General features: G+C 56.9%; 22 protein-coding genes, 1 tRNA gene and 2 other RNA genes. 10 read left to right on the top strand and 15 right to left on the bottom strand.

The window, feature by feature from the left end; all coding sequences use genetic code 11:
• Positions 1–80: 80 nt before the first annotated feature.
• Entirely contained in the window at positions 81–974 is an 894-nt protein-coding gene (locus AC2FAK_RS13530; RefSeq protein WP_029882766.1) for a DMT family transporter, read from the top strand.
• Positions 975–1,009: 35 nt separating this feature from the next.
• Here the strand turns inward: AC2FAK_RS13530 and rutG are convergent, their stop codons facing one another.
• The 7 genes from rutG to rutA are packed head-to-tail and all read right to left on the bottom strand — an operon-like array spanning position 1,010 to position 6,450.
• Complete coding sequence (rutG, locus tag AC2FAK_RS13535; protein ID WP_013097199.1) at positions 1,010–2,338, bottom strand: pyrimidine utilization transport protein G; 1,329 nt, start codon at positions 2,336–2,338, stop codon at positions 1,010–1,012.
• 21 nt (positions 2,339–2,359) lie between these two features.
• Positions 2,360–2,854 carry an NADH-dependent FMN reductase RutF gene (gene rutF, locus AC2FAK_RS13540; protein ID WP_013097198.1) on the bottom strand — a complete coding sequence of 165 codons (495 nt, stop codon included), beginning with the start codon at positions 2,852–2,854 and terminating at the stop codon, positions 2,360–2,362.
• A gap of 9 nt (positions 2,855–2,863) precedes the next feature.
• Positions 2,864–3,454, bottom strand: coding sequence for a malonic semialdehyde reductase (locus AC2FAK_RS13545; protein WP_013097197.1), 591 nt, complete (start codon positions 3,452–3,454; stop codon positions 2,864–2,866).
• Positions 3,455–3,463: 9 nt separating this feature from the next.
• A complete protein-coding gene (gene rutD / locus AC2FAK_RS13550) occupies positions 3,464–4,264 on the bottom strand; it encodes a pyrimidine utilization protein D (protein ID WP_095453177.1) in 801 nt (266 codons plus the stop codon).
• A gap of 7 nt (positions 4,265–4,271) precedes the next feature.
• On the bottom strand, positions 4,272–4,658 hold the full coding sequence (gene rutC / locus AC2FAK_RS13555) for a pyrimidine utilization protein C (RefSeq protein ID WP_095455523.1): 387 nt from the start codon (positions 4,656–4,658) through the stop codon (positions 4,272–4,274).
• Positions 4,659–4,669: 11 nt separating this feature from the next.
• Positions 4,670–5,359, bottom strand: a complete 690-nt coding sequence (rutB, locus tag AC2FAK_RS13560) for a pyrimidine utilization protein B (protein ID WP_047024042.1) — start codon at positions 5,357–5,359, stop codon at positions 4,670–4,672.
• Entirely contained in the window at positions 5,359–6,450 is a 1,092-nt protein-coding gene (rutA, locus tag AC2FAK_RS13565) for a pyrimidine utilization protein A (RefSeq protein ID WP_095455524.1), read from the bottom strand. Before rutA ends, rutB begins: the two co-directional genes overlap by 1 nt.
• A gap of 242 nt (positions 6,451–6,692) precedes the next feature.
• On the opposite strand from rutA, the gene rutR reads away from it, so the two are divergent.
• Entirely contained in the window at positions 6,693–7,331 is a 639-nt protein-coding gene (gene rutR / locus AC2FAK_RS13570) for an HTH-type transcriptional regulator RutR (protein ID WP_013097192.1), read from the top strand.
• A gap of 68 nt (positions 7,332–7,399) precedes the next feature.
• Here rutR and AC2FAK_RS13575 read toward each other — a convergent pair whose 3' ends face one another.
• Both AC2FAK_RS13575 and putA read right to left on the bottom strand, forming a co-directional pair.
• Positions 7,400–7,789: a lysozyme inhibitor LprI family protein gene (locus AC2FAK_RS13575; RefSeq protein ID WP_095455633.1), complete on the bottom strand. Its 390-nt coding sequence runs from the start codon at positions 7,787–7,789 to the stop codon at positions 7,400–7,402.
• A 51-nt stretch (positions 7,790–7,840) separates the two neighbouring features.
• Positions 7,841–11,803, bottom strand: a complete 3,963-nt coding sequence (gene putA, locus AC2FAK_RS13580; RefSeq protein WP_038419081.1) for a trifunctional transcriptional regulator/proline dehydrogenase/L-glutamate gamma-semialdehyde dehydrogenase — start codon at positions 11,801–11,803, stop codon at positions 7,841–7,843.
• Between the two features lie 422 nt (positions 11,804–12,225).
• On the opposite strand from putA, the gene putP reads away from it, so the two are divergent.
• Both putP and AC2FAK_RS13590 read left to right on the top strand, forming a co-directional pair.
• Positions 12,226–13,734, top strand: a complete 1,509-nt coding sequence (gene putP, locus AC2FAK_RS13585) for a sodium/proline symporter PutP (RefSeq protein ID WP_029882760.1) — start codon at positions 12,226–12,228, stop codon at positions 13,732–13,734.
• A 117-nt stretch (positions 13,735–13,851) separates the two neighbouring features.
• Complete coding sequence (locus AC2FAK_RS13590) at positions 13,852–14,271, top strand: DUF3574 domain-containing protein (protein WP_095455634.1); 420 nt, start codon at positions 13,852–13,854, stop codon at positions 14,269–14,271.
• Between the two features lie 70 nt (positions 14,272–14,341).
• Here AC2FAK_RS13590 and AC2FAK_RS13595 read toward each other — a convergent pair whose 3' ends face one another.
• On the bottom strand, positions 14,342–15,526 hold the full coding sequence (locus AC2FAK_RS13595) for a NupC/NupG family nucleoside CNT transporter (protein WP_020689647.1): 1,185 nt from the start codon (positions 15,524–15,526) through the stop codon (positions 14,342–14,344).
• 250 nt (positions 15,527–15,776) lie between these two features.
• Between AC2FAK_RS13595 and efeU the strand changes: the two genes are divergently transcribed.
• The 5 genes from efeU (at position 15,777) to AC2FAK_RS13620 (ending at position 22,277) form a co-directional block, all read left to right on the top strand.
• Positions 15,777–16,610 carry an iron uptake transporter permease EfeU gene (gene efeU / locus AC2FAK_RS13600; RefSeq protein WP_013097186.1) on the top strand — a complete coding sequence of 278 codons (834 nt, stop codon included), beginning with the start codon at positions 15,777–15,779 and terminating at the stop codon, positions 16,608–16,610.
• A 43-nt stretch (positions 16,611–16,653) separates the two neighbouring features.
• Positions 16,654–17,781: an iron uptake system protein EfeO gene (gene efeO, locus AC2FAK_RS13605; protein WP_058684537.1), complete on the top strand. Its 1,128-nt coding sequence runs from the start codon at positions 16,654–16,656 to the stop codon at positions 17,779–17,781.
• Positions 17,782–17,786: 5 nt separating this feature from the next.
• A complete protein-coding gene (efeB, locus tag AC2FAK_RS13610; protein WP_029882758.1) occupies positions 17,787–19,070 on the top strand; it encodes an iron uptake transporter deferrochelatase/peroxidase subunit in 1,284 nt (427 codons plus the stop codon).
• A 500-nt stretch (positions 19,071–19,570) separates the two neighbouring features.
• Positions 19,571–20,362 (top strand): phosphate starvation-inducible protein PhoH, encoded by a 792-nt coding sequence (gene phoH / locus AC2FAK_RS13615; protein WP_013097183.1) that lies wholly within the window; start codon positions 19,571–19,573, stop codon positions 20,360–20,362.
• Positions 20,363–20,771: 409 nt separating this feature from the next.
• Entirely contained in the window at positions 20,772–22,277 is a 1,506-nt protein-coding gene (locus AC2FAK_RS13620) for an alanine/glycine:cation symporter family protein (protein WP_095455635.1), read from the top strand.
• A gap of 192 nt (positions 22,278–22,469) precedes the next feature.
• Here AC2FAK_RS13620 and AC2FAK_RS13625 read toward each other — a convergent pair.
• The 4 genes from AC2FAK_RS13625 to AC2FAK_RS13640 form a co-directional block, all read right to left on the bottom strand.
• Positions 22,470–22,607: non-coding RNA, RtT sRNA (locus AC2FAK_RS13625), on the bottom strand.
• Between the two features lie 43 nt (positions 22,608–22,650).
• A tRNA-Ser gene (locus tag AC2FAK_RS13630) sits at positions 22,651–22,738 on the bottom strand.
• 137 nt (positions 22,739–22,875) lie between these two features.
• On the bottom strand, positions 22,876–23,553 hold the full coding sequence (locus AC2FAK_RS13635) for an isochorismatase family protein (RefSeq protein WP_095455636.1): 678 nt from the start codon (positions 23,551–23,553) through the stop codon (positions 22,876–22,878).
• A gap of 20 nt (positions 23,554–23,573) precedes the next feature.
• Positions 23,574–24,434 (bottom strand): pirin family protein, encoded by an 861-nt coding sequence (locus tag AC2FAK_RS13640; protein WP_095455637.1) that lies wholly within the window; start codon positions 24,432–24,434, stop codon positions 23,574–23,576.
• A 109-nt stretch (positions 24,435–24,543) separates the two neighbouring features.
• On the opposite strand from AC2FAK_RS13640, the gene AC2FAK_RS13645 reads away from it, so the two are divergent.
• Positions 24,544–25,449, top strand: coding sequence for a LysR family transcriptional regulator (locus AC2FAK_RS13645; protein WP_013097179.1), 906 nt, complete (start codon positions 24,544–24,546; stop codon positions 25,447–25,449).
• Positions 25,450–25,581: 132 nt separating this feature from the next.
• Here AC2FAK_RS13645 and AC2FAK_RS13650 read toward each other — a convergent pair.
• Positions 25,582–25,719: non-coding RNA, RtT sRNA (locus AC2FAK_RS13650), on the bottom strand.
• Positions 25,720–25,757 lie beyond the last annotated feature (38 nt).

Below are 25,757 nucleotides of genomic sequence, written 5' to 3' on the forward strand. Positions count from 1 at the left end.
CGGTTTTTTTATTTCTGTAACATTGAACTGCAATCAAAGGCATCGCACACTAGTCCCTTCATTCTACGTTCTGGTGCCTCATGTCTGTTTCTCGTTTTACCTTCTCCGTCAAACCTCAGGAAGCGATCCTCATTCTGATCACCATGTTCTGGGGCGGAACCTTTCTCGCCGTCCAGTATGCGGTCACCCTGAGCGATCCGTTCTTCTTTGTCGGCCTGCGTTTTGCGACAGCAGCGATTGCCGTGGGGTTGATCTCGTTGAAAACCCTGCGCGGGCTGACCCTGCAGGAGCTCAAGGCCGGGGTGGCGATTGGCGTGGCGATCGCCATGGGCTATAGCCTGCAGACGTGGGGGTTACAGTCAATCTCCAGCAGTAAATCGGCCTTTATCACCGCCATGTATGTGCCGCTGGTGCCGTTATTGCAATGGCTGTGTCTGGGACGCCTGCCGGGTGTGATGTCCTGCATTGGTATTGTGCTGGCTTTTATCGGCCTGATTTTGCTGGCCGGGCCGGAAAATAACCTGCTGGCACTGGGGCCGGGCGAGATCATTACCCTGGTGGGAGCCATTGCGATTGCCGCGGAAATTATCCTCATTAGCGCCTGGGCCGGGAAGGTCGACGTTAAGCGCGTCACGGTGGTACAGCTTGCCACAGCGTCGCTGGTGGCGTTCGCGACGATGGTTCCGGCAGGGGAGTCGGTTCCGCCGATGTCTGCCGGGCTGGTGGTGGTGGCACTGGGACTGGGTATTTTCAGCGCCATTATTCAGGTGACCATGAACTGGGCACAGCGCAGCGTGTCGCCGACGCGGGCGACGGTGATCTACACCGGGGAGCCGGTCTGGGCGGGGATTTTTGGACGCATTGCCGGAGAGCGCTTACCGCTGCTGGCGCTGGTCGGCGCGGCGTTTATCGTTGTTGGGGTGCTGGTGAGTGAGCTAAAGCTCAAAAAACGACGTAAGGCGATTGCCGGGTAAGCGCAGCGTCACCCGGCAAGTAAGGGGCCTTTATATCAGGTGGAGGGGGTGATGGCTTCCCCTTGCGCTTCATCCCCTTTCCGGCGGCTCAGCAGGGCATTAAGCAGGATCGCCCCAAAGGTCGCCGTACCAATCCCGCCAACCGTAAATCCGCCCAGCGTCAGGGCAAAATCACCTGCACCAAGCACCAGCGTGACCGCCACCATAATCAGGTTACTGTTCTGGCTGAGATCGACGCGATGCTGTACCCAGATGCGCGCTCCCGCCACGGCAATCAAGCCGAACACCACAATTGATGCGCCGCCGATGACCGGCGAGGGAATGGTGTGGATCAGCGCACCAAATTTTGGTGAGAAGCCGAGCAGCATCGCCATGACCGCCGCCGCCACGAACACCAGCGTGGAGTAGACTTTCGTTACCGCCATCACGCCAATGTTCTCGGCGTAGGTGGTGACACCGCTGCCGCCCACCGAACCGGAGAGCATCGTCGCCAGGCCATCCCCGACAAACGCGCGCCCCATATACGGATCCATACTGCGCCCGGTCATGCCCGCCACGGCCTTCAGGTGCCCTAAGTTCTCCGCCACCAGGATCACCGCGACAGGGGCGATAAGCATCATCGCCTGCGTGTTAAAGGTTGGCGACGTGATCTGCGGCAGGCCGAACCAGGCAGCCTGATGGAGCAGGGTAAAGTCGACAGGCTTGCCGAAACCAAAGACATTGGCCAGCAGGGCGTAGATCAGACAGGCCACAATCAGCCCGACCAGAATCAGCAGACGCTGAACCATGCCGCGGGTGAATACCGCCACCAGACCGATACACAGCACGGTGATCACCGCCATCCAGCTCTCAAACGGCGAGCCGGAGACACTCTTCACGGCAATTGGCGCCAGGTTCAGGCCAATCGCCATCACCACCGCACCGGTAACCACTGGCGGCATCATTCGCTCGATCCACCGGGTTCCGATCTTCATCACCACGACGCCAATCAGGGTATAGACAAGACCACAGGCGATAATGCCGCCGAGGGCGACGCTCAGGTTGGGGTTGATCCCCTGACCGTTAAACCCGGTGGTGGCGATGACCACGCCGACAAAGGCGGCGCTGGAGCCCAGATAGCTGGGCACGCGCCCGCCGGTGACAAAAAAGAACAGCAGGGTGCCAATACCCGACATCAGAATGGAGAGATTGGGGTCAAGGCCCATCAGCATCGGCATCAGCACCGTTGCACCAAACATGGCGACCGCGTGCTGGACGCCCATCACCAGGGTTTGCCCGAGCGGGAGCCGTTCATCCGGCGCGACCACGCCAGGTTCTGTAGAGGTCGATTTCAACTGCCAGTGGGGAAATCCGAACATTGCCATGAGCTGCTTCCTTAAGAAGGGTTAACAGGCGGGTCGCATAAGCGCGTGGTAGCCGCGGTCAAACCACACCAGCCCCTGCGGGGCGGGGTGGCGGATAATGGACACGATGTCGCAAAACAGAATGTCGTGGGTGCCGACGCTGACCACCTGGCTGATACGGCAATCAAACGAGGCCAGCGCCTCCTCCAGACGCGGGCAGCCCGTCTCGCCCGTCTGCCAGCGGGCAGCGGCGAAGCGATCTTCCATCGGCGTTTTGCCGCCAAACAGGTTGGAGAGTGGCTCCTGTCCGGCGCTCAGGGTGTTGACGCACAGGGTGCGGTTTTCGCTAAACGTCGGCCAGACGGACGCGCCGCGGTTGAGACACACCAATAGCGTCGGGGGCGAGTCGGTGACGCTGCACACGGCGCTGGCGGTGAAGCCCGCTCTGCCAGCAGGGCCGTCGGTGGTGATGATATTGACCGCCGCGCCCACACAGGCCATGGCATCGCGAAAGGTTTGTTTATCGGGTGTCGTCATGATGGCTCCTTACGCCAGCCCGCAGGCATCTTCAAAGGCCAGGCGCGGCAGACGGCCGTAGAGTTTGCCCACATCGCCATAGCCGATATTGATCAGCAGATTGCTTTTCAGCAGCGTGCCGGTGAAAAAGGCTTCGTCGACTTTTTGCCGGTCAAAACCGGACATCGGGCCGGTGTCCAGCCCCAGGGCGCGACAGGCAAAGATGAGATAAGCGGCCTGCATGGAGCTGTTGCGAAAGGCGGTCTCTTCAGCGTGCGCGGGGCTGGTGGTAAACCAGCTCTTCGCATCCCCGTGCGGGAACAGTTCAGGCAGACGCTCATAAAATTCCGTGTCCCACGCCACAATCGCGGTGACCGGTGCGGTGAGGGTTTTCTCCAGGTTGCCGCTGGAGAGTGCGGGGCGCAGCTTCTCTTTACCCTCTGCGCTGCGCACAAACACAATGCGGGCCGGGGAACAGTTAGCGGAGGTAGGCCCCCATTTCATCAGGTCGTAGATCTCGCGCAGCGTCTCGTCGCTGACCGGTATGTCCAGCCAGCCGTTGTGGGTGCGTGCGCCGGTGAACAGTGAATCCAGCGCGGCAGAGGTAATGGCTTCGCTCATCGAAACTCCTTATAAAGCGGGTTCATGGCTGTGCAGCAGGCTGGCAAGCCCGTTAAGCAGCAGGGTATTAAACGTTTCCGGCTCGGTGACGTTGCAGGCATGGCCGCCCTGGCGCATCACCACGCTGTGGCTGTGCGGGAGCGCCGCCTGAAGCTCAGACGAGCAGACAGAGGGCACCAACAGGTCGTCGGCGGAACTGATAAGGTGTACCGGGCAGGTGATGCGGGCGGCATGGCGGCTAAAATCGGCCTTTTTCAGCGCGTTCAGCCTGCGCAGCAGATTGTTTTTGCCCTGAAAGTGTGCCAGCGCCAGTGCTTCTTCTGCCTCCAGACGCGGTGCGCGGGCGGCCATCCAGTCTGCCGGATAGAGAAATAGCGGCTGCGCTTCTACCCACGCCTGCGCGCCACCGGCATGCAGCAGCCGTTCGCGGATTTGAAAGCAGCGTCGGGTATGGGCATTCAGCGTCAGCCAGCCGTTGACGCACACCAGCGCTTTGAGCGCATCGGGGGTGTCGAGCGCCAGCTGCAGGCCGATCAGCGCCCCCAGCGCATGGCCGACCACACAGTAGCGGGTGATGCCGACCGCGGTCAGCGCCTGTGCCAGCTCACCGGCCATCTGCGCCAGGGTGTACTCTTCCGGCAGGGTGTCAGGGTTATTGCCGGTGCCACGCTGGTCGTAACAGACCACCTGATACTCCTGTTCCAGCGCGGCTAGCTGGGGTAACCAGTAGCTGCCGCCCCCGCCGAGTCCGGCAATCAGCACCACGACGGGCGCGCCGTCAAACGGGGGCGGTGAGACGGAGAGCTTCATGGCAGTCTCACTTTCCAATGTGCGCAACGGTGGCGATTTCAACCAGCGCGTCCGGCTTTACCAGCCCGCACTGAATGCAGAAGCGGGCCGGCTTATCGCCGGGGAAGAACTCCGCGTAGATCTCGTTAATCGCGGCGTAGTTTTTCCAGTCGGTGATAAAGATGCTGTTGAACGTCACATCCTCCATCGTGCCACCTGCGGTTTCGATCACGGTCTTGATCGTCTCCAGCACGTGGCGCGTTTGCGCCTTTGGGTCATTGATAAACACCACGTTGTTGTCTTTATCAAACGGCAGGGTGCCGGCGACGTACACCACGCCATCGGCGAGCGTACCGGGGACAAACGGCGCAATCGGCGTGCTGGTGCCCGGTGGAATAATCACGGATTTCGGCATCGTATGTCTCCTCAGGCGATACGGGCGAGCGGCGGATTCAGGGCGTCACAAAAATCGGCGACGTTACTGACCCAGCCAAAAAAGGTTTCGATATTGAACAGCGCCGCTTTCTGGGCAAATTCCGGCCCCGCCTGATGGGTGGCGTCTTCCAGCACCACACCGAAATACTCCAGGAAGAAGCCGTCGCGCAGGGTCGACTCCACGCAGACGTTGGTGGCAATGCCGGTAAAGACCAGATGACGAATGCCGCGGCTGCGCAGCAGGCTGTCGAGCGGGGTGTTGAAAAAGCCGCTGTAGCGCGGTTTGGGCAGCACGATATCGCCCGCCTCTGGCACCAGTTCATCCACCAGCTGATAATCCCAGCCGCCTTTCGCCAGCAGCTTGCCCTGCAGTTCGGGCCGTTTGCGCATGGTTTTCAGGGCGTTCGATTTGTGAAAATTGGGCGAGCCGGGGCCACCGGCTTCCACGTACTGATCGTCCCAGCCGTTCTGGAACCAGATGATGAGCATCCCGGCGGCGCGTGCGGCGGCAACGGCGGTTTTGATGTTCTCAATCACCGGCCGGGTGGCGGAGACGTCAAACCCTGCCAGATCCAGATAACCGCCGGGGCTGGCGTAGGCGTTTTGCATATCCACCACAATCAGCGCGCTCTGCTGTGGCGAAAAAGTGATGGCTTCCGGACGAGCGTTAAGGGTTGTCATTACGCCACCTCCCTGGTGATGGCAGGAATGTGGGCGCGACACTGCATCAGCGGCTGAATGCGCTCGCCGAAGGTCTCCACGCCGGTGAGGAAATCGTCGAAGGTCAGCAGCACGCCTTCCGCGCCGGGAACGGCGGCTACTTCGTCAAGCATTCTGGCGACGCTGGCATACGAGCCGACGAGCGTGCCCATGTTGATATTGACGGCAGAGGTCGGGTCGGCCATCTGGCGCACGTTGGTGTCTGCACCTGAACGGGTATCTTTCTGGCTCTGCTCGGTGAGCCAGCTCAGGGCGTCGTCGTCGGCCCCGTCCTTATAACACTCCCATCTGGCGCGCGCGGCCTCGTCAGTTTCGTCGGCAATGACCATAAACAGCACGTAAGATCCCACATCGCGCCCGGTTTTTTCGGCGGCCTCTTTCATACGTGCGGCGGTTGGGGCAAAAGCGGTGGGGGTGTTGACCCCTTTACCGAAACAGAAGTTGAAGTCGGCGTATTTTGCCGAGAATGCCATTCCCGCGTCGCTCTGTCCGGCGCAGATCACCTTCATGGGCACAGAAGGCTGCGGGCTGACGCGACAGTCGTTCATCGTGAAGTAGTCGCCTTTGAAATCGCTCTTACCGGTGCCCCACAGATCGCGCAGCACCTGCACGTATTCGGTGAGGTACTCATAACGGCGCGAGAAGTACTCATCTCCCGGCCAGAGCCCCATCTGGTCGTACTCCGGCTTTTGCCAGCCGGTGACCAGGTTAACGCCAAAGCGCCCCCCGGAGATGGAGTCGATCGTAGAGGCCATCCTCGCGACGATGGCCGGCGGCAGAGTGAGCGTGGCGGCGGTCGCGTAAATCTGAATCCGTGACGTCACCGCCGCCAGGCCAGCCATCAGGGTGAAGGACTCCAGATTGTGATCCCAGAATTCGGTTTTGCCGCCAAAGCCGCGCAGCTTGATCATCGAAAGTGCAAAGTCGAAATGGTAGTGCTCCGCTTTTTGCACGATGGCCTTGTTCAGCTCAAAGGTCGGCATGTATTGCGGGGCAGTGGTCGAGATAAGCCAGCCGTTGTTGCCGATGGGTACAAATACGCCAATTTTCATCACGAACCTCTCTTCACTACGTTGCAGGTGAACAGGGTTTTGCAAAGGGAGTGCCAGTTTTCAAAATGGCTTTGTTATTAATGTGTTAATCAATGGTTGGTGAATTGAGCGTGACAAAAGTGGACTAAATGGTCAAAAACATTGCACACAAAACAGGCATTCATGCGCGATGGGAGTGCAGGATGTCGTGGCGAGGCGGGGGTTTTGCTATGCTGTTGGCAACGCAGAATAAGGAGAGCGGGATGACACAAGGCGCAGTGAAAACAGCAGGTAAACGTTCGCAGGCGGTGAGCGCCAAAAAGCACGCCATCCTCAGTGCGGCGCTGGAGACCTTTTCACAGTTCGGCATTCACGGCACGCGCCTGGAACAGGTGGCGGAGCAGGCCGGGGTGTCCAAAACCAATCTGCTCTACTATTACCCGTCGAAAGAGGCGCTGTATGTGGCAGTAATGCAGCAGATCCTGGATATCTGGCTGGCGCCGCTAAAGGCCTTTCGTCAGGAGTTCGCCCCGCTGGTGGCGATCAAAGAGTACATCCGCCTGAAGCTGGAGGTCTCCCGTGATTATCCGCAGGCATCCCGGCTGTTCTGTCTGGAGATGCTGCAGGGCGCGCCGCTGCTGAAGGCAGAGCTGACGGGGGATTTAAAACAGCTGGTGGACGATAAATCCGCGATCATCGCCGGGTGGGTCGCCAGCGGCAAACTGGCACCTGTCGATCCGCAGCATCTGATCTTTATGATTTGGGCCGCCACCCAGCACTACGCTGACTTTGCGGCCCAGGTTGAAGCGGTAACCGGAAAGACGCTGCAGGACGAAGCGTTTTTCCAGAGCACTCTCGAAAACGTGCAGCGGATGATTATTGAAGGGATCCGCGTGCGCTAGTTTCCCTCTCCCTAACCCTCTCCCACGGGGAGAGGGGACTGTTCTGTGCTGTCTTTTCTCCCTCGCCCCTATGGGGTGAGGGGACAGCTTAAGTTGCCCTCTTCACACTGCATCAGCGAGGCCAGAAATGCCTCGCGTTCCACGGTTTTCTCTGTCAGGCACTGACTAATGATCATAGGCTGCACGCTGCCCCCCTCGGTACCGGAACCGATAAAGTTGCAGTCTGCATCGCGCAGGGCGATCCACGCCTGCTGCGCTTTTTTCAGCAGGTCACGCTGTGGGGCCGCCGCACGTTTGATGGCGGCCTGATAAGTCTGGTTGAGCTTTTTATCGGCAGCCTGGTATTGCTGCGCGCTACAGGTATTCAGTTCAAGCTGGGTGGTCGCTTTGTCGCACTCGTCGGCCAGCGCGCTGGCGCTGAGCAGCAGTGCTGCACCTGCGATAATAAATCGTTTCATACACTCCCCAATAAAATAAGGCTCCGTCTCCGGAGCCTTATTAGCACAGCGTTAGCCGATTGTCATCAGGCTGGCGTTACCCCCCGCCGCCGCGGTGTTGACGCTGAGCGAACGCTCCACGTACAGGCGCTCCAGCAGCAGGTTGGTTTCACCGCGGGCGAAGCCCTGCACCGAAACAATCGCCCCGCTGCGGGCCGCAACCTGCTCGCACAGTTCGCGCAGCTGATCGGAATCACCGTGGTAGATAACCGCGTCAAACGGCTGCGCAAGCAGGGCATCAGGCTTCGCAAAGTGAATGCGGGCAGACACCGCTTTCGGCAGTTGCTTCGCCAGATCGCGGTGCAGACCGTCTTCCGGCCACAGCACTTCACAGCCCGTTGCCATCGCGGCGGCCAGCTGAACCAGCGCATCCTGTTCGTTATCCGCCACGCACAGCACGCGTTCACGCGGCATCAGCGTCCAGGTGTTGCGTTCGCCGGTAGGACCCGGCAGCAGACGCTGCGTGCCAGCCTGCGCCAGCTCGCCGTACTGCTGTGCGACAGCGCGCAGCTCAGGACGTTTTTCCGCCCAGGTGATGAGTGCTTCCAGCGGCTGCGTCAGCACGGTTTTCAGCTGGACATCCACCGGATAGTCCGCGTCCTGGCGTGCCAGCGTCACGCCCAGCGCGCGCTCAGGACGGTTCGCCAGCAGACGGTACAGATAGAGTGGGCCACCCGCTTTAGGACCGGTGCCGGAGAGCCCCTCGCCGCCGAACGGCTGCACGCCCACGACCGCGCCAACCATGTTGCGGTTGACGTACAGGTTGCCCACTTTGGCGCTGCCGGTGACCTGGGCGATGGTTTCGTCGATACGGGTATGCACGCCGAGCGTCAGGCCATAGCCGGAGGCGTTGATCTGCTCAATCAATGCATTCAGGTTGTTACGGTTGTAACGCACCACGTGCAGGACCGGGCCGAAGACCTCTTTTTTCAGCTCGTCGAAGCTTGCCAGCTCGATAAGCGTAGGCGGCACAAAGGTGCCGGTCTGCCACTCGCGGGCATCTTCGCTGTTCTCGCGCACGGCCTGGAACACCGGACGGCCTTTGGCACGCATGGCCTGAATGTGGTTTTCAATATTCGCTTTGGCTTCCGCGTCGATCACCGGCCCGATATCGGTGGTGAGGCGGCCCGGGTTGCCCATGCGGCACTCGGCCATGGCACCACGCAGCATCTTCAGCGTGTGGTCGGCCACGTCGTCCTGCAGGCACAACACGCGCAGGGCGGAGCAGCGCTGACCTGCGCTGTCAAAGGCGGAGGCCAGCACGTCTACCACTACCTGCTCGGTGAGCGCGGAGGAGTCGACAATCATGGCGTTCATGCCGCCGGTTTCCGCGATGAGCGGCGTTGGGCGGCCCTGGGCATCCAGACGGGTGGCGATGTTACGCTGCAGCAGGGAGGCCACTTCGGTCGAACCGGTAAACATCACGCCACGCACGCGGTTATCCGCGGTGAGCTTCGCACCCACCGTTTCACCCCGGCCTGGCAGCAGCTGCACCACGCCCGCCGGTACGCCCGCTTCCAGCAGGATGTTAATCCCCTGAGCGGCAATCAGCGGGGTTTGCTCCGCCGGTTTGGCCAGCACGCTGTTGCCTGCGGCAAGCGCGGCGGCAATCTGGCCGGTGAAGATCGCCAGCGGGAAGTTCCACGGGCTGATACAGACCACAGGACCAAGCGGGCGGTGCGTTTCGTTATCGAAATCATCGCGTACCTGGCCTGCGTAGTAGTGCAGGAAGTCGACGGCTTCACGGACTTCGGCGATGGCGTTGCTGAAGGTTTTCCCCGCTTCGCGCACCAGGATACCGATGAGCGACTGCATCTGATCTTCCATCAGCACCGCGGCGCGTTCCAGAATGGCGGCACGTTCTTGCGGCGGGGTGGCGAACCAGATTGGCGCGTTGTTTACCGCGCTTTCCAGCGCCTGCTCCACTTCCGCCTCCGTGGCTTCACGCACGTAGCCGACAATATCTTTTGGTTCTGCCGGGTTGATCACCGGCTGCATCTCGCCGTCTGCGACCGGCTGTTCCAGCATCGGTTTGGCCTGCCATTTCTGCAGCGCGCTGTTGAGCAGGGCAGAAGAGAGGGACGCCAGACGGTGTTCGTTGGCGAGATCCAGACCCGCCGAGTTGATGCGGCCTTTGCCGTACAGCTCGCGCGGCAGGGCAATCTTCGGATGCGGCAGACCAATCTGGCCTTCCTGAGCCGCCATTTTCTCAACCGCCTGCACCGGATCGGCAACCAGTTCGTCCAGCGGCAGAGTGGTATCGGCAATGCGGTTAACGAAGGAGGTGTTCGCCCCGTTCTCCAGCAGACGACGCACCAGGTACGCCAGCAGGGTTTCATGGGTACCCACCGGAGCATAAATACGGCACGGACGGTTCAGCTTGCCCTCTGCCACTTTACCGGTGACCTGTTCGTACAGCGGTTCACCCATGCCGTGCAGGCACTGGAATTCGTACTGGCCCGGATAGTAGTTCTGCCCGGCCAGGGTGTAGATCGCCGCCAGGGTATGAGCGTTGTGGGTAGCGAACTGCGGGTAGATCAGGTTCGGTACGCCGAGCAGTTTTTTCGCACAGGCGAGGTAAGAGACGTCGGTGTAAACCTTGCGGGTGTAAACCGGGTAGCCTTCCAGACCTTCCATCTGGGCGCGTTTGATCTCGCTGTCCCAGTAAGCGCCTTTTACCAGTCGGATCATCAGGCGACGACGGCTGCGGCTGGCCAGATCAATCAGGTAATCAATAACGAACGGGCAGCGTTTCTGGTAGGCCTGAATAACAAAGCCAATTCCGTTCCAGCCTGCCAGTTCTGGCTCAAAGCACAGTTTTTCCAGCAGATCGAGCGAGATCTCCAGACGGTCTGCCTCTTCGGCGTCGATGTTGATGCCAATGTCATACTGGCGCGCCAGCAGGGTCAGGGATTTCAGGCGCGGGTAGAGCTCTTCCATCACCCGGTCGTACTGCGCGCGGCTGTAGCGCGGGTGCAGGGCGGAGAGCTTGATTGAGATGCCCGGACCTTCATAAATACCGCGACCGTTGGACGCTTTACCGATGGCGTGGATCGCCTGCTGGTAAGAGACCATGTAGGCCTGCGCGTCGGCAGCGGTCAGGGCCGCTTCACCCAGCATGTCGTAAGAGTAGCGGAACCCTTTATCTTCCAGCTTGCGGGCGTTGGCCAGCGCTTCGGCGATGGTTTCACCGGTAACAAACTGCTCGCCCATCAGGCGCATCGCCATATCCACGCCTTTGCGGATCAGCGGCTCGCCGCTCTTGCCGATAATACGGTTCAGGGAGCGGGAGAGGTTCGCTTCGTTGTGGGTCGAGACCAGCTTGCCGGTAAACAGCAGACCCCAGGTGGCGGCGTTAACGAACAGCGACGGGCTGCGGCCAATGTGTGACTGCCAGTTGCCGTTGCTGATTTTGTCGCGGATCAGCGCATCGCGGGTGGCTTTGTCAGGGATACGCAGCAGTGCTTCTGCCAGACACATCAGCGCCACGCCTTCCTGGGAGGAGAGGGAAAACTCCTGCAGCAGGCTCTGCACCATACCGGCACGGCCGCTGGCGGTTTTCTGGTTACGCAGTTTGTCGGCCAGCTGATACGCCAGGCTGTGCGCCTGCGCGGCGACGGCTTCAGGCAGGCGAGCCTGCTCCAGCAGCATTGGCACGGCGTCCGTTTCAGCACGGCGGTACGCACCGGTAATGGCGGCGCGGCTGACGGACTGCGGCAGGATCTGCTCCGCGAACTCCAGGAACGGCTGATGATTCTCGTCGCCAGCAACCGGCGCGTCTTCGCTCTCATTGGCGGCACCAGCCAGCAGGGCGGGCAGCTCGGGCAGACCCTCGTCGCTCTCAAGCCGTTCGAGATAGTTAAAAATTGCCTGCTTGATTAGCCAGTGCGGCGTGCGGTCAATGCGGGTTGCTGCGGTCTTAATCCGTTCGCGGGTTGCGTCATCCAGCTTAACCCCCATGGTGGTCATGCCCATGCCAAAACTCCTGTTGTTCTTTGATCGTGTTCGGTGGTTAGCCTGAAATATCCACCATGTTGCAACTTTGTGCAACCGTGTTAAATGTGACCCGGCTAGCAAGCTGAAAAATGAATGGATTGTTAACGGATGGTTAGCTGGAAAAAAGCGCTGGCTTCTGCATATGAAGCCTGTTTTTATGCGGTACTTAACACTTTTAAAAGGTGCAACCCGTATAAATGTGAGCGAGTGCAACCTATAGGAAAGACATATAAAACCGGGGATGAATTTGATGTAAATGCGGTGTTAAATCGTTTGTGTGCGAGCACTGCTTACGGCAGGATACGCGCGGCCAACAGAAACACAGATACCCATCACCCCGTTCCGGTGATGACATAACAAGGCAACCCGGACGGTTGTCGCTCGACTTTTGGAGAATTTGAATGGCAATGAGCACACCGATGCTGGTGACATTTCTCGTTTATATTTTTGGCATGATCCTGATAGGGTTTTTGGCATGGCGTTCTACAAAGAACTTTGACGACTACATTCTGGGTGGCCGCAGTTTAGGCCCAATGGTGACTGCGCTTTCTGCGGGGGCATCGGACATGAGTGGCTGGCTGCTGATGGGGCTGCCGGGGGCGATTTTCATCTCCGGCATCTCTGAAAGCTGGATCGCCATTGGCCTGACTCTCGGGGCGTGGATTAACTGGAAGCTGGTAGCAGGCCGTCTGCGCGTGCATACCGAAGTGAACAACAACGCCCTGACGCTGCCGGATTATTTCACCGGCCGTTTCGAAGATAACAGCCGCATCCTGCGCATTATCTCGGCGGTGGTGATCCTGCTGTTCTTCACTATCTATTGTGCCTCCGGTATTGTGGCCGGTGCGCGTCTGTTCGAAAGCACCTTCGGCATGAGCTACGAAACCGCCCTGTGGGCCGGTGCGGCGGCTACCATCCTCTACACCTTCGTGGGTGGGTTCCTGGCGGTAAGCTGGACCGACACCGTGCAGGCGAGCCTGATGATTTTCGCCCTGATCCTGACCCCGGTGATTGTGATCTTCACCGTTGGTGGTTTTGGCGAGTCGCTGGAAGTGATCAAGCAGAAGAGCATTGAAAACGTCGATATGCTCAAAGGGCTGAACTTTGTCGCCATCGTCTCCCTGATGGGCTGGGGTCTGGGCTATTTCGGTCAGCCGCATATCCTGGCGCGCTTTATGGCGGCCGACTCTCACCACACCATCGTTCATGCGCGTCGCATCAGTATGACGTGGATGATCCTCTGCCTGGCAGGGGCGTGCGCGGTGGGCTTCTTTGGCATTGCATACTTCAACAACAACCCGGCGCAGGCGGGCGCGGTAAACCAGAACGCCGAGCGTGTGTTTATCGAGCTGGCGCAGGTGCTGTTTAACCCATGGATTGCCGGTATTCTGCTCTCCGCTATTCTGGCGGCGGTGATGTCCACCCTGAGCTGCCAGCTGCTGGTCTGCTCCAGTGCGATCACCGAAGACCTCTACAAGGCATTCCTGCGTAAAGGCGCAAGCCAGAAAGAGCTGGTGTGGGTAGGGCGCTTCATGGTGCTGGTTGTGGCGCTGGTGGCCATTGCGCTGGCGTCGAACCCGGAAAACCGCGTGCTGGGTCTGGTGAGCTACGCGTGGGCGGGCTTTGGTGCGGCGTTTGGTCCGGTGGTGCTGTTCTCCGTGATGTGGTCGCGTATGACCCGTAACGGCGCGCTGGCGGGGATGATTATCGGTGCGGTCACGGTTATCGTCTGGAAACAGTTCGCGTGGCTGGGTCTGTACGAAATTATCCCGGGCTTCATCTTCGGCAGTCTCGGTATTGTGGTCTTTAGCCTGCTGGGTAAAGCGCCGTCTGCCTCCATGCAGAAACGCTTTGCGGAAGCGGATGCCCATTACCACACTGCGCCGCCGACGAAGCTCCAGGCTGAGTAATTTTTCTTCCTGCACACTGTAAGCCGGGTGAGCGTCAGCGCCACCCGGCTTTTTTCTTGCCAAAATCCGTAATTTACGGTGATATCGCTGCACTTATAACAATGAGGATAGCGAAGCATGACAATCAAAACAGGGTTACTGGCAGCGGCATTCCTGATGCTGGCTGGCTGTACGGCACCGTCGCAGCATACGGCGACTGACACCTGCAAAGTGGATAACCAGATGCAGCAGACCACGCTTTATTTCGGCTTAAATCGTCCGGCCGGGGCGCAGATCACCCCCGACGAGTGGCAGCAGTTTGTTGACCGGGACGTGACGCCGCGTTTTCGTGATGGCTTAACGGTGTTTGATGCGCGCGGACAGTGGCTGGGCAACGACGGTAAAGTGGCGCGTGAGCCGAGCAAGGCCTTGATGCTGAACCACGGAAAAGATGCGCAGAGCGAGAAGAACATTGAGGCGTTACGCGGGATCTATAAATCCCGCTTTGCGCAGGAGTCGGTGATGCGGGTCGATCAGCCGGTGTGTGTGCAGTTTTAATGAAAACGGCGGGATAACCCGCCGTTGTTGTATCGTAGGCCGGGATCGCTGCGCGCCACCCGGCATCACATCACAATACCAGGCCCGCAAAGCTCGCCGACAGCAAACTCACCAGCGTCGCGCCATACACCAGACGCAGACCAAACCGCGACACCACGTTGCCCTGCTGCTCGTTCAGGCCCTTGATTGCACCTGCAACAATACCGATAGAGGCGAAGTTGGCGAACGACACCAGGAACACGGATAAAATCCCCAGTCCGCGCGGTGACATCTGATGCGCAATTTTTTGTAGCTCAATCATCGCCACAAATTCATTCGCTACCAGCTTAGTTGCCATAATACTGCCGGCATTTAAGGCATCGCTCAGCGGAATACCCACCAGCCACGCCAGCGGATAAAACACATAGCCCAGGATCTGCTGGAAGCTCATGCCAAATACGCTGGAGAAGAGGGCGTTAATGGCGCTAATAAGCGCAATAAAGCCAATCAGCATCGCCAGAATAATCATCGCCACTTTAAAACCGGCCAGAATATACTCGCCCAGCATTTCGAAGAAGCTCTGGGATTCATGCAGTTTTTCGAGCTTAATATCCGGCTCCGCTTCCGGGCGAACCGGGTTGATGACGGAGAGAATAATAAAGGTGCTGAACATGTTCAGAATGAGCGCCGCCACCACAAATTTAGCGTCGAGCATGGTCATATAGGCACCGACAATCGACAGGGAGACGGTCGACATGGCCGTGGCCGCCATGGTGAACAGACGACGTGACGAGAGATCGCCCAGTACGCCCTTGTAGGCAATAAAGTTTTCAGACTGTCCGAGGATCAGCGAACTCACCGCGTTAAAGGATTCCAGCTTGCCCATGCCGTTCAGTTTTGACAGCAGCGTGCCAATCAGCCGAATAAAAATCGGCAGAATGCGCCAGTGCTGAAGAATACCAATGAGTGCGGAGATAAAAATAATCGGGCAAAGCACGCCGAGGAAAATGAACGCCAGCCCTTTTTCACCCATTCCGCCAAAGACGAAATTGGTCCCTTCACCGGCAAATTTCAGCAGTGATTCAAAGAAACCGGAGACGTATTTAATCAGGAATAACCCGCTTTCGGCGTGCAGGAAAAAGAACGCCAGCGCAATTTCAATAACGATCAGCTGTAAAACAAAGCGAATGCGAATTTTTCGGCGGTCAAAACTTACCAGCCAGGCAAGCGCAAGAATAATCACCAGCGCCAGCAGGAAATGGACAATCTTAAACATGGTTTATTTTCGGTTAGTTTGCGAGGCGGATATTTAGCCACAGCGCTGATTAACCGTAAATGGGCATTTTCGTTATACCTTATAAACCGGAACGTCACGAGCGCAACTATTACCCCGCGATGCGTTTACAACTCGTCATCAAAAACCACACATTTCGCTTGTTTTTCTTATCGCCGTAATGATAATCACTATCACAAGAATTTACCTTTCTTTGCATCAGTTGACCGCGATAAACATTTAAGGTGTCTGCATGTTTGTTCCATTTCTCATTATGTTACGCGAAGGCCTGGAAGCGGCCCTCATTGTTAGCCTCATCGCCAGTTATCTGAAGCGAACCCAGCGCGGACGCTGGATTGGGGTGATGTGGATAGGGGTTTTCCTCGCCGCTGCGCTCTGTCTGGGCCTGGGCATTCTGATCAATGAAACCACCGGTGAATTCCCGCAGAAAGAACAGGAGCTGTTCGAAGGTATCGTTGCCGTGATAGCGGTGGTGATCCTCACCTGGATGGTGTTCTGGATGCGTAAAGTCTCGCGTAACGTGAAGGTGCAGCTGGAGCAGGCGGTAGATAATGCCCTGCAGAAGGGAAATCATCACGGCTGGGCGCTGATCATGATGGTCTTTTTCGCCGTGGCGCGTGAAGGTCTGGAATCCGTTTTCTTCCTGCTGGCTGCCTTTCAGCAGGATGTGGGGATCTGGCCACCGCTGGGGGCGATGCTGGGGCTGGCAACGGCCGTGGTGCTGGGTTTCCTGCTCTACTGGGGTGGCATTCGCCTGAACCTGGGGGCCTTCTTTAAATGGACCAGTCTGTTCATTTTGCTGGTGGCCGCAGGGCTGGCGGCAGGGGCGATTCGCGCTTTCCATGAGGCGGGTCTGTGGAACCACTTCCAGGATGTGGCGTTCGATCTTAGCAATGTTCTTTCTACCCATTCACTGACCGGCACGCTGCTCGAAGGGATCTTCGGCTATCAGGAAACGCCAAGCGTCAGTGAAGTGGCGATGTACTTTATCTATCTTATTCCGGCGCTGGCGCTGTTCTTTATGCCATCGCGCCCCAGCGCTCAGCCGTCGCGTACTGCGCCCTGATGTGCTTACTGTAGTTACAACATACTTTTAAAAGGGAAGGGTCATGGCAATTCAATTTCGTCGTAGTGCGTTACAGGTTGGTGTGGCAGCGCTTGTTGCTTCTGCCTTCGCCGCTCAGGCTGCTGATATTCCACAGGTCAAGGTGACGGTGAATGATAAGCAGTGTGAGCCGATGACCATTACGGTCAACAGCGGTAAGACACAATTTATTATTCAGAACCACAGCCAGAAAGCGCTGGAGTGGGAAATTCTCAAAGGCGTGATGGTCGTGGAAGAGCGCGAAAATATCGCGCCGGGCTTTAGCCAGAAAATGACGGCTAACCTGCAGCCGGGTGAATATGACATGACCTGCGGTCTGCTGACCAACCCGAAAGGTAAGCTCATCGTTAAGGGGAATGCCACAGCGGATGCCGCGAAAGGCACGGCCCTGCTGAGCCTGGGCGATGCCATTACCGCTTATAAAGCGTATGTCATCAAAGAGACGGCAGACCTGGCAGCGGGAACCAAAGCCTTTACGGATGCGGTGAAAGTGGGCGATATCGACAAAGCGAAATCCCTGTATGCGCCCACCCGTCAACACTACGAGCGCATTGAGCCGATTGCGGAGCTGTTCTCCGATCTTGATGGCAGCATTGATGCCCGTGAAGACGATTACGAGCAGAAAGCGGCCGATCCAAAATTCACCGGCTTCCACCGTCTGGAGAAAGCCCTGTTTGGCGATAACTCTACCAAAGGGATGGAGAAGTATGCCGATCAGCTCAACAGCGACGTGCTGGAGCTGCAAAAGCGCATCAGCGAGCTGGCCTTCCCGCCATCTAAAGTGGTGGGCGGTGCGGCCGGACTGATTGAAGAAGTGGCCGCCAGCAAAATCAGCGGTGAAGAAGATCGCTACAGCCACACTGATCTGTGGGATTTCCAGGCGAACGTCGATGGCGCGCAGAAAATTGTTAACCTGCTGCGCCCTCAGCTGCAGAAAGAGAACAGCGAGTTGCTGGCAAAAGTGGATGCCAACTTTAAGAAAGTCGACACCATTCTGGCGAAGTACCGCACCAAAGACGGGTTTGAAACCTACGATAAACTGACCGACGCCGATCGTAATGCGCTGAAAGGCCCGATTACCACCCTGGCGGAAGATCTCTCCCTGCTGCGTGGCGTACTGGGTCTGGACTAAGCACGATGAACAAGCATGACGAATACGACGTGGCAGAACCGTCACGTCGTCGGTTGTTGAAAGGGGTAGGGGCGCTGGGGGGCGCATTTGCCCTGGCCGGTGGGTGTCCGGTGGCGCATGCGGCAAAACCGCAAAGTGCGCCCGGTACGCTGTCACCGGACGCCCGTATGGAGACGCAGCCTTTCTATGGCGAACATCAGGCGGGCATTCTGACACCACAGCAGGCCTCCATGATGCTGGTGGCCTTTGATTCGCTGGCAAGTGATAAAGCTGACCTGGAGCGCCTGTTTCGCCTGCTGACCACGCGCATCGCGTTTTTGACTGCAGGGGGACCGGCGCCAGAAACGCCAAATCCACGACTGCCGCCTATGGACTCGGGGATCTTAGGGTCGTTCATCGCCCCGGATAATCTGACCATTACGGTGTCGCTGGGCGAATCGCTGTTTGATGAACGTTACGGGCTGGCAAAACAGAAGCCGAAAGCGCTGCAAAAAATGACGCGTTTCCCGAATGATTCTCTGGATGCTGCTCTCTGCCACGGCGATCTGCTCCTGCAGATTTGCGCTAACACGCAGGACACGGTGATCCACGCTCTGCGGGATATCATCAAACACACGCCTGATCTGTTGAGCGTGCGCTGGAAGCGGGAAGGGTTTATCTCTGACCATGCTGCCCGCAGCAAAGGCAAAGAGACGCCGGTGAACCTGCTGGGCTTTAAGGATGGCACCGCCAACCCGGACAGCAGCAACGGCGCGCTAATGAAAGAGGTCGTCTGGGTCACAGCCGATCAGGGTGAGCCTGCCTGGGCCGTCGGCGGGAGCTATCAGGCGGTGCGGGTGATTCAGTTCCATGTGGAATTCTGGGATCGCACGCCGCTTAAAGAGCAGCAGACGATCTTTGGCCGTGACAAGCAGAGCGGGGCGCCACTTGGCATGAAGCACGAGCATGATGTGCCGGATTACGCCAGCGATCCTAATGGCGATACCATTGCGCTGGACAGTCACATCCGGCTGGCGAACCCGCGCACCAAAGAGACGCAGTCAAGCCTGATGATGCGCCGGGGCTATAGCTACTCGCTGGGGGTGACCAATTCCGGTCAGCTGGATATGGGGCTGCTGTTTGTCTGCTATCAGCACGATCTGGAGAAGGGTTTCCTCACCGTGCAGAAGCGGTTAAACGGCGAAGCGCTGGAAGAGTACGTTAAACCTATCGGCGGCGGCTATTTCTTCGCGCTGCCCGGCGTGCGCGATTCGAACGCATGGCTCGCGCAAGGGCTGATAGAAGCCTGATAATTGTCCCTGCGATAGTTCGCGGGGACATTATTTTTTCATATGACTATCCCTCTGTTATATTTCTGTAATATTCCTGTATGAGACTGTTTTCAACTGCAGGAGCAGTCTTAAAAGTTGCATTCAGGTAAAATAAATGTTGCATTTATGATAATCCCTGATGTACTTAAGATAAGACAGCGGTAGTTCCCGGCAGTGATGCTGAATCACTATGGAGATCGCGAATGGTATCGTCCTGTACTGGACAAGGTAAACACAACAACCGCAGTACCCGGCGCGGAGGCTCAGACTCCGGCAGCGATTTCCTCACCACTAAATTCTCCCCTTCTATTCAGAAACCAGATTCTACCGACGTGCAGAATGGTGCGCGTAGCTATTCTGTATCGTCATCCGGCAAGGCAAGCAATGGCTTACAAGGAAGCCAACCCTCTGATGTTCGTGCGCATAATCGTGCCGAAACTGGCGCGTGTGATGAATACCAACAACTCAAGGTGCTATCCATGGGAAGACAAAAAGCAGTGATCAAAGCTCGTCGCGAAGCAAAACGTGTGCTGAGACGGGATTCACGTAGTCATAAACAGCGTGAAGAAGAATCGGTCACCTCGCTTGTGCAGATGAGTGGCGTAGAAGCAATTGGCATGGCGCGGGACAGCCGTGATAATTCCCCAATTGTGGCGCGCAATGAGGCTCAGGCGCACTACCTGAATGCTATCGAGAGTAAACAGCTCATCTTTGCAACCGGTGAAGCCGGATGCGGGAAAACCTGGATCAGTGCAGCCAAAGCAGCGGAGGCCCTGATCCATAAGGACGTGGAGAGAATTATTGTTACCCGTCCGGTACTGCAAGCTGATGAAGATCTCGGCTTCTTGCCCGGTGACATATCGGAGAAGTTTGCCCCTTACTTCAGGCCCGTATATGACGTGCTGGTGAAGCGACTGGGTGCATCCTTTATGCAGTACTGCCTGCGACCAGAGATTGGCAAGGTGGAAATCGCGCCGTTCGCCTATATGCGCGGACGTACATTTGAAAATGCGGTCGTCATTCTTGACGAGGCTCAGAACGTGACCGCTGCGCAAATGAAGATGTTCTTAACGCGCCTCGGGGAGAACGTGACGGTTATCGTCAATGGCGATATTACCCAGTGCGACCTGCCATCCGGCGTGAAATCCGGCTTGAGCGACGCCATGTCACGTTTTGAGGAAGACGACATGATTGGGGTAGTACGCTTTACCAAAGAAGATTGTGTGCGGTCGGCGCTGTGCCAGCGCACGCTGGAAGTCTATTCCGACTGACGGTAAAACATCGCCGTTTTACCGCTCACCTGTCATCCCTTCCCGGCGTAATGCCGGGAAGCTTCGTTTATTTCTTCTCACGACTCGCGTCTGGTTGTCTTTTAAAAGATTGCCTGTCTTGCGGAATTCATCATGTCGGTTATTCATTTTTGACGCTGGTTTTTTTATCACGCTCAGCGAAATGTGATGTGTATTTATAATATCCACAAAGTACCCATGAATATCATGATCGCGCTAATTGTTCGCTCAAATTTAAACGTGAATGTTGTCACATAATGTTACTAAGATGTGAAAATTAAGTTGGTGTATTGTGTCTAATTCTCTATGTTTCGTACTGATTCAAACAACATTCTAACAAGAAAATCCCATGGGGAACCGTTTCCCTGGAACATCACGTTGAGGGTCATACATGAACGAACTGGTTGGTGCAATTAACGGTGTTATCTGGAGCCCGGCGTTAATATTTTTATGTCTGGGTGTCGGCCTCTATTTCTCATTACGTAGTCGTTTTTTGCAGTTACGTCATATAAAACATATGATTACCTTGATGTTCCAGGGGCGTCCTACGGATGCTGGCGTATCGTCGTTCCAGGCACTGACGATGACGCTGGCAGGGCGTGTAGGGACCGGGAACATTGCTGGCGTCGCCACCGCTATCACCTTCGGTGGACCGGGCGCACTTTTCTGGATGTGGATTGTGGCGTTTTTGGGGGCCAGCTCTGCGTTTGTGGAATCTACGTTGGGCCAGGTTTATAAAGAAAAAATCAACGGTGAATATCGTGGCGGTCCTGCCTTTTATATTGAAAAAGGATTAGGCGTTAAATGGTATGCATGGTTATTTGCCGTCGTCACCATTTTCTCCTGCGGTTTATTACTGCCAGGGGTACAAGCAAACTCGATTGGTGCCAGCCTGGATATTGCATTTGGGCTTGATCCAAATGTCACGGCAGCATTACTTGCCGTACTGTTAAGTTTTATTATTTTCGGTGGTGTGAAAAGGATCGCCAGTTTTAGCAGTATGGTCGTTCCGTTTATGGCGCTCGGCTATATTATTGTGGCTTGCGTTATTATCGCGATTAATATTACTGAGCTTCCTGGTGTGATTCTGTTGATCTGGAAAAGCGCTTTTGGTCTGGAAGCTGGTTTTGGTGCCATTCTTGGTCAGGCTATCATGTGGGGCGTTAAGCGCGGAGTCTATTCCAACGAGGCGGCGCAAGGTACCGGGCCGCATGCGTCATCTGCGGCGGCAGTGAGCCATCCGGTGAAGCAGGGGCTGGTTCAGGCTTTCTCGGTCTATATCGACACGCTGTTTGTCTGCTCGGCGACCGGGTTTATGCTGTTGATCACCGGTCTGTATAACGTCCAGGGCATTGACGGTGCTGCACTCTACACCGGTATTTCCGGCGTGGCAGCAGGGCCTGGCTATGTGCAGACGGCAATGGAAAGTATGATGCCAGGCTTTGGTAATTACTTTGTTGCTGTTGCGCTGTTCTTCTTTGCCTTCACGACCATTATTGCTTACTACTATATTGCTGAAACTAATATCGCCTTCATCAACCGTAAAATTCACCGCCCATGGCTGACATTCGTGCTCAAATTATGCCTGATGGCTTCAACGGTATATGGCACAGTCCGTACGGCGGATCTGGCATGGGGGCTGGGGGATATTGGGGTAGGGCTGATGGCATGGCTCAACATTATTGCCATTGTGCTTTTACATAAAAAAGCGTTTGCCAGCCTTAAGGATTATGAAATTCAGAATGCGCAGGGGGTGGATCCGCACTTTGACCCGATTCGACTGGGGATTAAAAACGCGGATTACTGGCTGGAAGAGCGTAAAGATGAACCTGCTGCAAATCCAGAACAGACGACTTCTGTCGTGAGAGGGCAGAACGCAGGGAAACTGAACAATTAATGGTGGTAGCCCGTATTAATTTACGGGCCCATGGGTCTTGTAGGCCGGGTAAGCGTTAGCGCCACCCGGCGAATAAGGCGACTACGTTGCTGAACTGTCTTTGTCGAACCCCGGTCGGGGATTCTCATCCTCCCTTTCGGAGACTATAAAAGAAAAAAGCCCGTACTTTCGTACGAGCTCTTGTCTTGAATATGGCGGTGAGGGGGGGATTGACTCGCTTCGCTCGCCCTTCGGGCAGCCTGTTCGCTGCGCTCGCAGTCTGTCCAACTGGCTGTCGCCAGTTGTCGAACCCCGGTCGGGGATTCTCATCCCCCCCTTCGGAGACTATAAAAGAAAAAAGCCCGTACTTTCGTACGAGCTCTTGTCTTAAATATGGCGGTGAGGGGGGGATTCGAACCCCCGATACGTTGCCGTATACACACTTTCCAGGCGTGCTCCTTCAGCCACTCGGACACCTCACCATATTGTTTTGCTGCCTGACCGCTTGGGGGGCAACGGGGCGCTACTATAGGGAGTTGCGCTAAAACGGTCAAGCAGATTTTCAGCTTTAGTGCGTGTTCGGTTAAGCCTTAATCAGCTTTGGTCACAGCACGGGCGCTTAACGCTGTGAATCGAGCGCTTCGCTGTTTTTCACCACTTCCTGTGCCTTGCCGTAGCTCTCGATCAGCAGCTGGTACGCCGGGAAAATGTGCGTGTAGACTTCTGCCCACTCGGCCGCATCTTCACGGTTCCATGTCCGCTGGATCTCAGAGGCAACAGCCGCCGTATCCATTGGCACTACGCCCGCCTGCACCACACGGGCCAGGGTGATCTCCTGCGCCATTTTGCTGTAAGTACCGGACGCATCAATCACCGCAAAGACTTTATAGCCATCCGCCACTGCGCTAATCGACGGAAATGCCATGCAGACGCTGGTGATGGTACCGGCGATAATCAACGTCTTACGTCCGGTGGCTTTAACCGCGGCCACAAAATCCGGGTTATCCCAGGCGTTGATCTCCCCTTTACGTGCCACATACTGTGCATGCGGCGCGTTGGCATGAATTTCCGGGATGAGCGGACCGTTCGGGCCCTGCGGGACGGAAGCGGTGGTGATCACCGGGATGTTCGCAAGCGTCGCGATTTTCGCCAGAGCCGCCGCACGGGCACGCAGCTCAGGCATCGGCATATCGCCGACGGTCTGGAACAGGCCACTCTGGTGGTCGATAAGCAACATCACCGCATCGTTCACATCAATGACCGGACGTGCTCCATTAAAGTTGGCAGGTGTAGACATGTTCATCTCCTTTATTAGGGTTAGATCTGGCCGAAACGGCCGGAGTTGAAATCACGAATGGCTTCATTGATTTCGGTTTTACTGTTCATCACGAACGGGCCGTAGCCCACAATCGGTTCATTCAGCGGCGCACCGGCCATCAGCAGTACTTTGGCATCGCTGCTGGCTTCCAGGTGTAACCTGTCACCTTCCTGACTCATGACCACCAGTTGTGCTTCTCCCGCGTGAGCCGTACCGTTCACCGTGACATGGCCTTCCAGCACCACCAGCGCCGTGCTCCAGCCCTCTGGCTGACTCAGCGTGACGTGGCTGCCCTGGTTGAGGGCAATGTCCCACACGTTCAGCGGTGAGAAGGTATGCGCCGGGCCGCTAACATCGTCGTAGTGACCAGCGATAACCCGCAGCGAGCCGCTGTTGTCGGGCAGCGTCACCACCGGGATATCGGCTTTGGTAATGCTCTGATAGCCCGGCGTGGCCATTTTGTCTTTCGCCGGCAGGTTGACCCAAAGCTGCATCATCTTGAGTTCTCCGCCTTTGTGCGCGAACGCGCTGGAGTGGAACTCTTCATGCAGAATGCCTGCACCGGCTGTCATCCACTGCACGTCGCCCGGACCAATGACGCCGCCTCTGCCAGTGGAGTCGCGATGCTCCACTTCGCCGGAATAGACAATGGTGACCGTTTCAAAACCACGATGCGGATGCTCGTCCACCCCGCGTTTTGTGCCGTCCGCCGGGAAGGTATGTGGGCCTGCGTAGTCCAGCAGTAAGAACGGGCTCAGCGACTCGCCGTGTGTCTGATAAGAAAACATCGAACGCACCGGGAAACCATTGCCAACCCAGTGTTGACGGGGGGCGGTATAGACGCCTGTTACGTTTTTCATGATGAACTCCTGATGTTCTGTTGATGTAATTAGCTTATATTCAGAGTTAATGTTCCGGTAGAGAGTGAAAATGGCATTCACTGTTCTGAAAATAGAACGATGAGGATTTATGCAGGATCTCAATGACTTTGTGTGGTTTGTGAAAGTGGTCGACTACGGTGGTTTTGCTGCAGCAGGGCGGGCACTCGATCTGCCTAAGTCCAGGCTGAGCCGCCGTATTGCGCAGCTTGAAGAGCGGCTCGGCGTGCGGTTAATTCAACGTACAACGCGACAATTTACGGTAACGGAGGTCGGGCAGACGTTCTATCAACACTGCAAAGCCATGATGGTTGAAGCGGAAGCAGCGGAAGAAGCCGTGGCCGCGCTGCAGGCGGAACCGCGCGGTATCGTCAGGCTCACCTGTCCTGTCACGTTGTTGCATGTGCATGTCGGCCCGATGCTGGCGCGGTTTATGGTGCGCTATCCCGGGATCAACCTTCAGCTGGAAGCAACGAACCGGCGGGTCGATCTGGTGGGGGAAGGTGTGGATGTGGCGATCCGCGTGCGTCCCCGTCCGTTTGATGACAGCGATCTGGTATTACGGGTGCTTGCCGACCGGGGACATTGCCTGGTCGCGGGCCCGGCCTTGATTGAACGCCTGGGAAAACCGTCGATGCCGTCAGAACTCAGCGCCTGGCCCGGGTTGAGTATGGGCGAGGGTAAGCATATCCATAAATGGCAATTATGCGGCCCGGAAGGCGCGAAAGCAGAAATCCATTTTACCCCGCGCCTGATTACCACCGACATGCTGGCGCTGCGTGAAGCGGCCATGGCGGGGATCGGTGTGGTGCAACTGCCGATATTGATGGTGAAAGATCAGTTGGCATCAGGAGAGCTGATTCGGGTGCTGGAGGCGTGGGAGCCAAAAAGAGAAGTGATTCATGCGGTTTATCCATCAAGACGCGGATTACTGCCGTCCGTCAGGGCGCTGGTGGATTTTCTTACAGAAGAGTATGCACGGATGGTTGAAGAGTAGTTTTTTGTAGGTCGGGTAAGCGCAGCGCCACCCGACATAAAGAGCGCACGGGGCTCAAGGTTCTCATCCCGCCGCAAGCGAGCAACATGCGAAAAAAAAGCCCGCATTTTCATGCGAGCTCTTCTTTAAATATGGCGGTGAGGGGGGGATTGACTCGCTTCGCTCGCCCTTCGGGCAGCCTGTTCGCTGCGCTCGCAGTCTGTCCAACTGGCTGTCGCCAGTTGTCGAACCCCGGTCGGGGATTCTCATCCCCCCCTTTCGGAGACTATAAAAGAAAAAAGCCCGTAATTTCGTACGAGCTCTTGCCT

The organism is Enterobacter cloacae complex sp. 394F7, assembly GCF_057320385.1.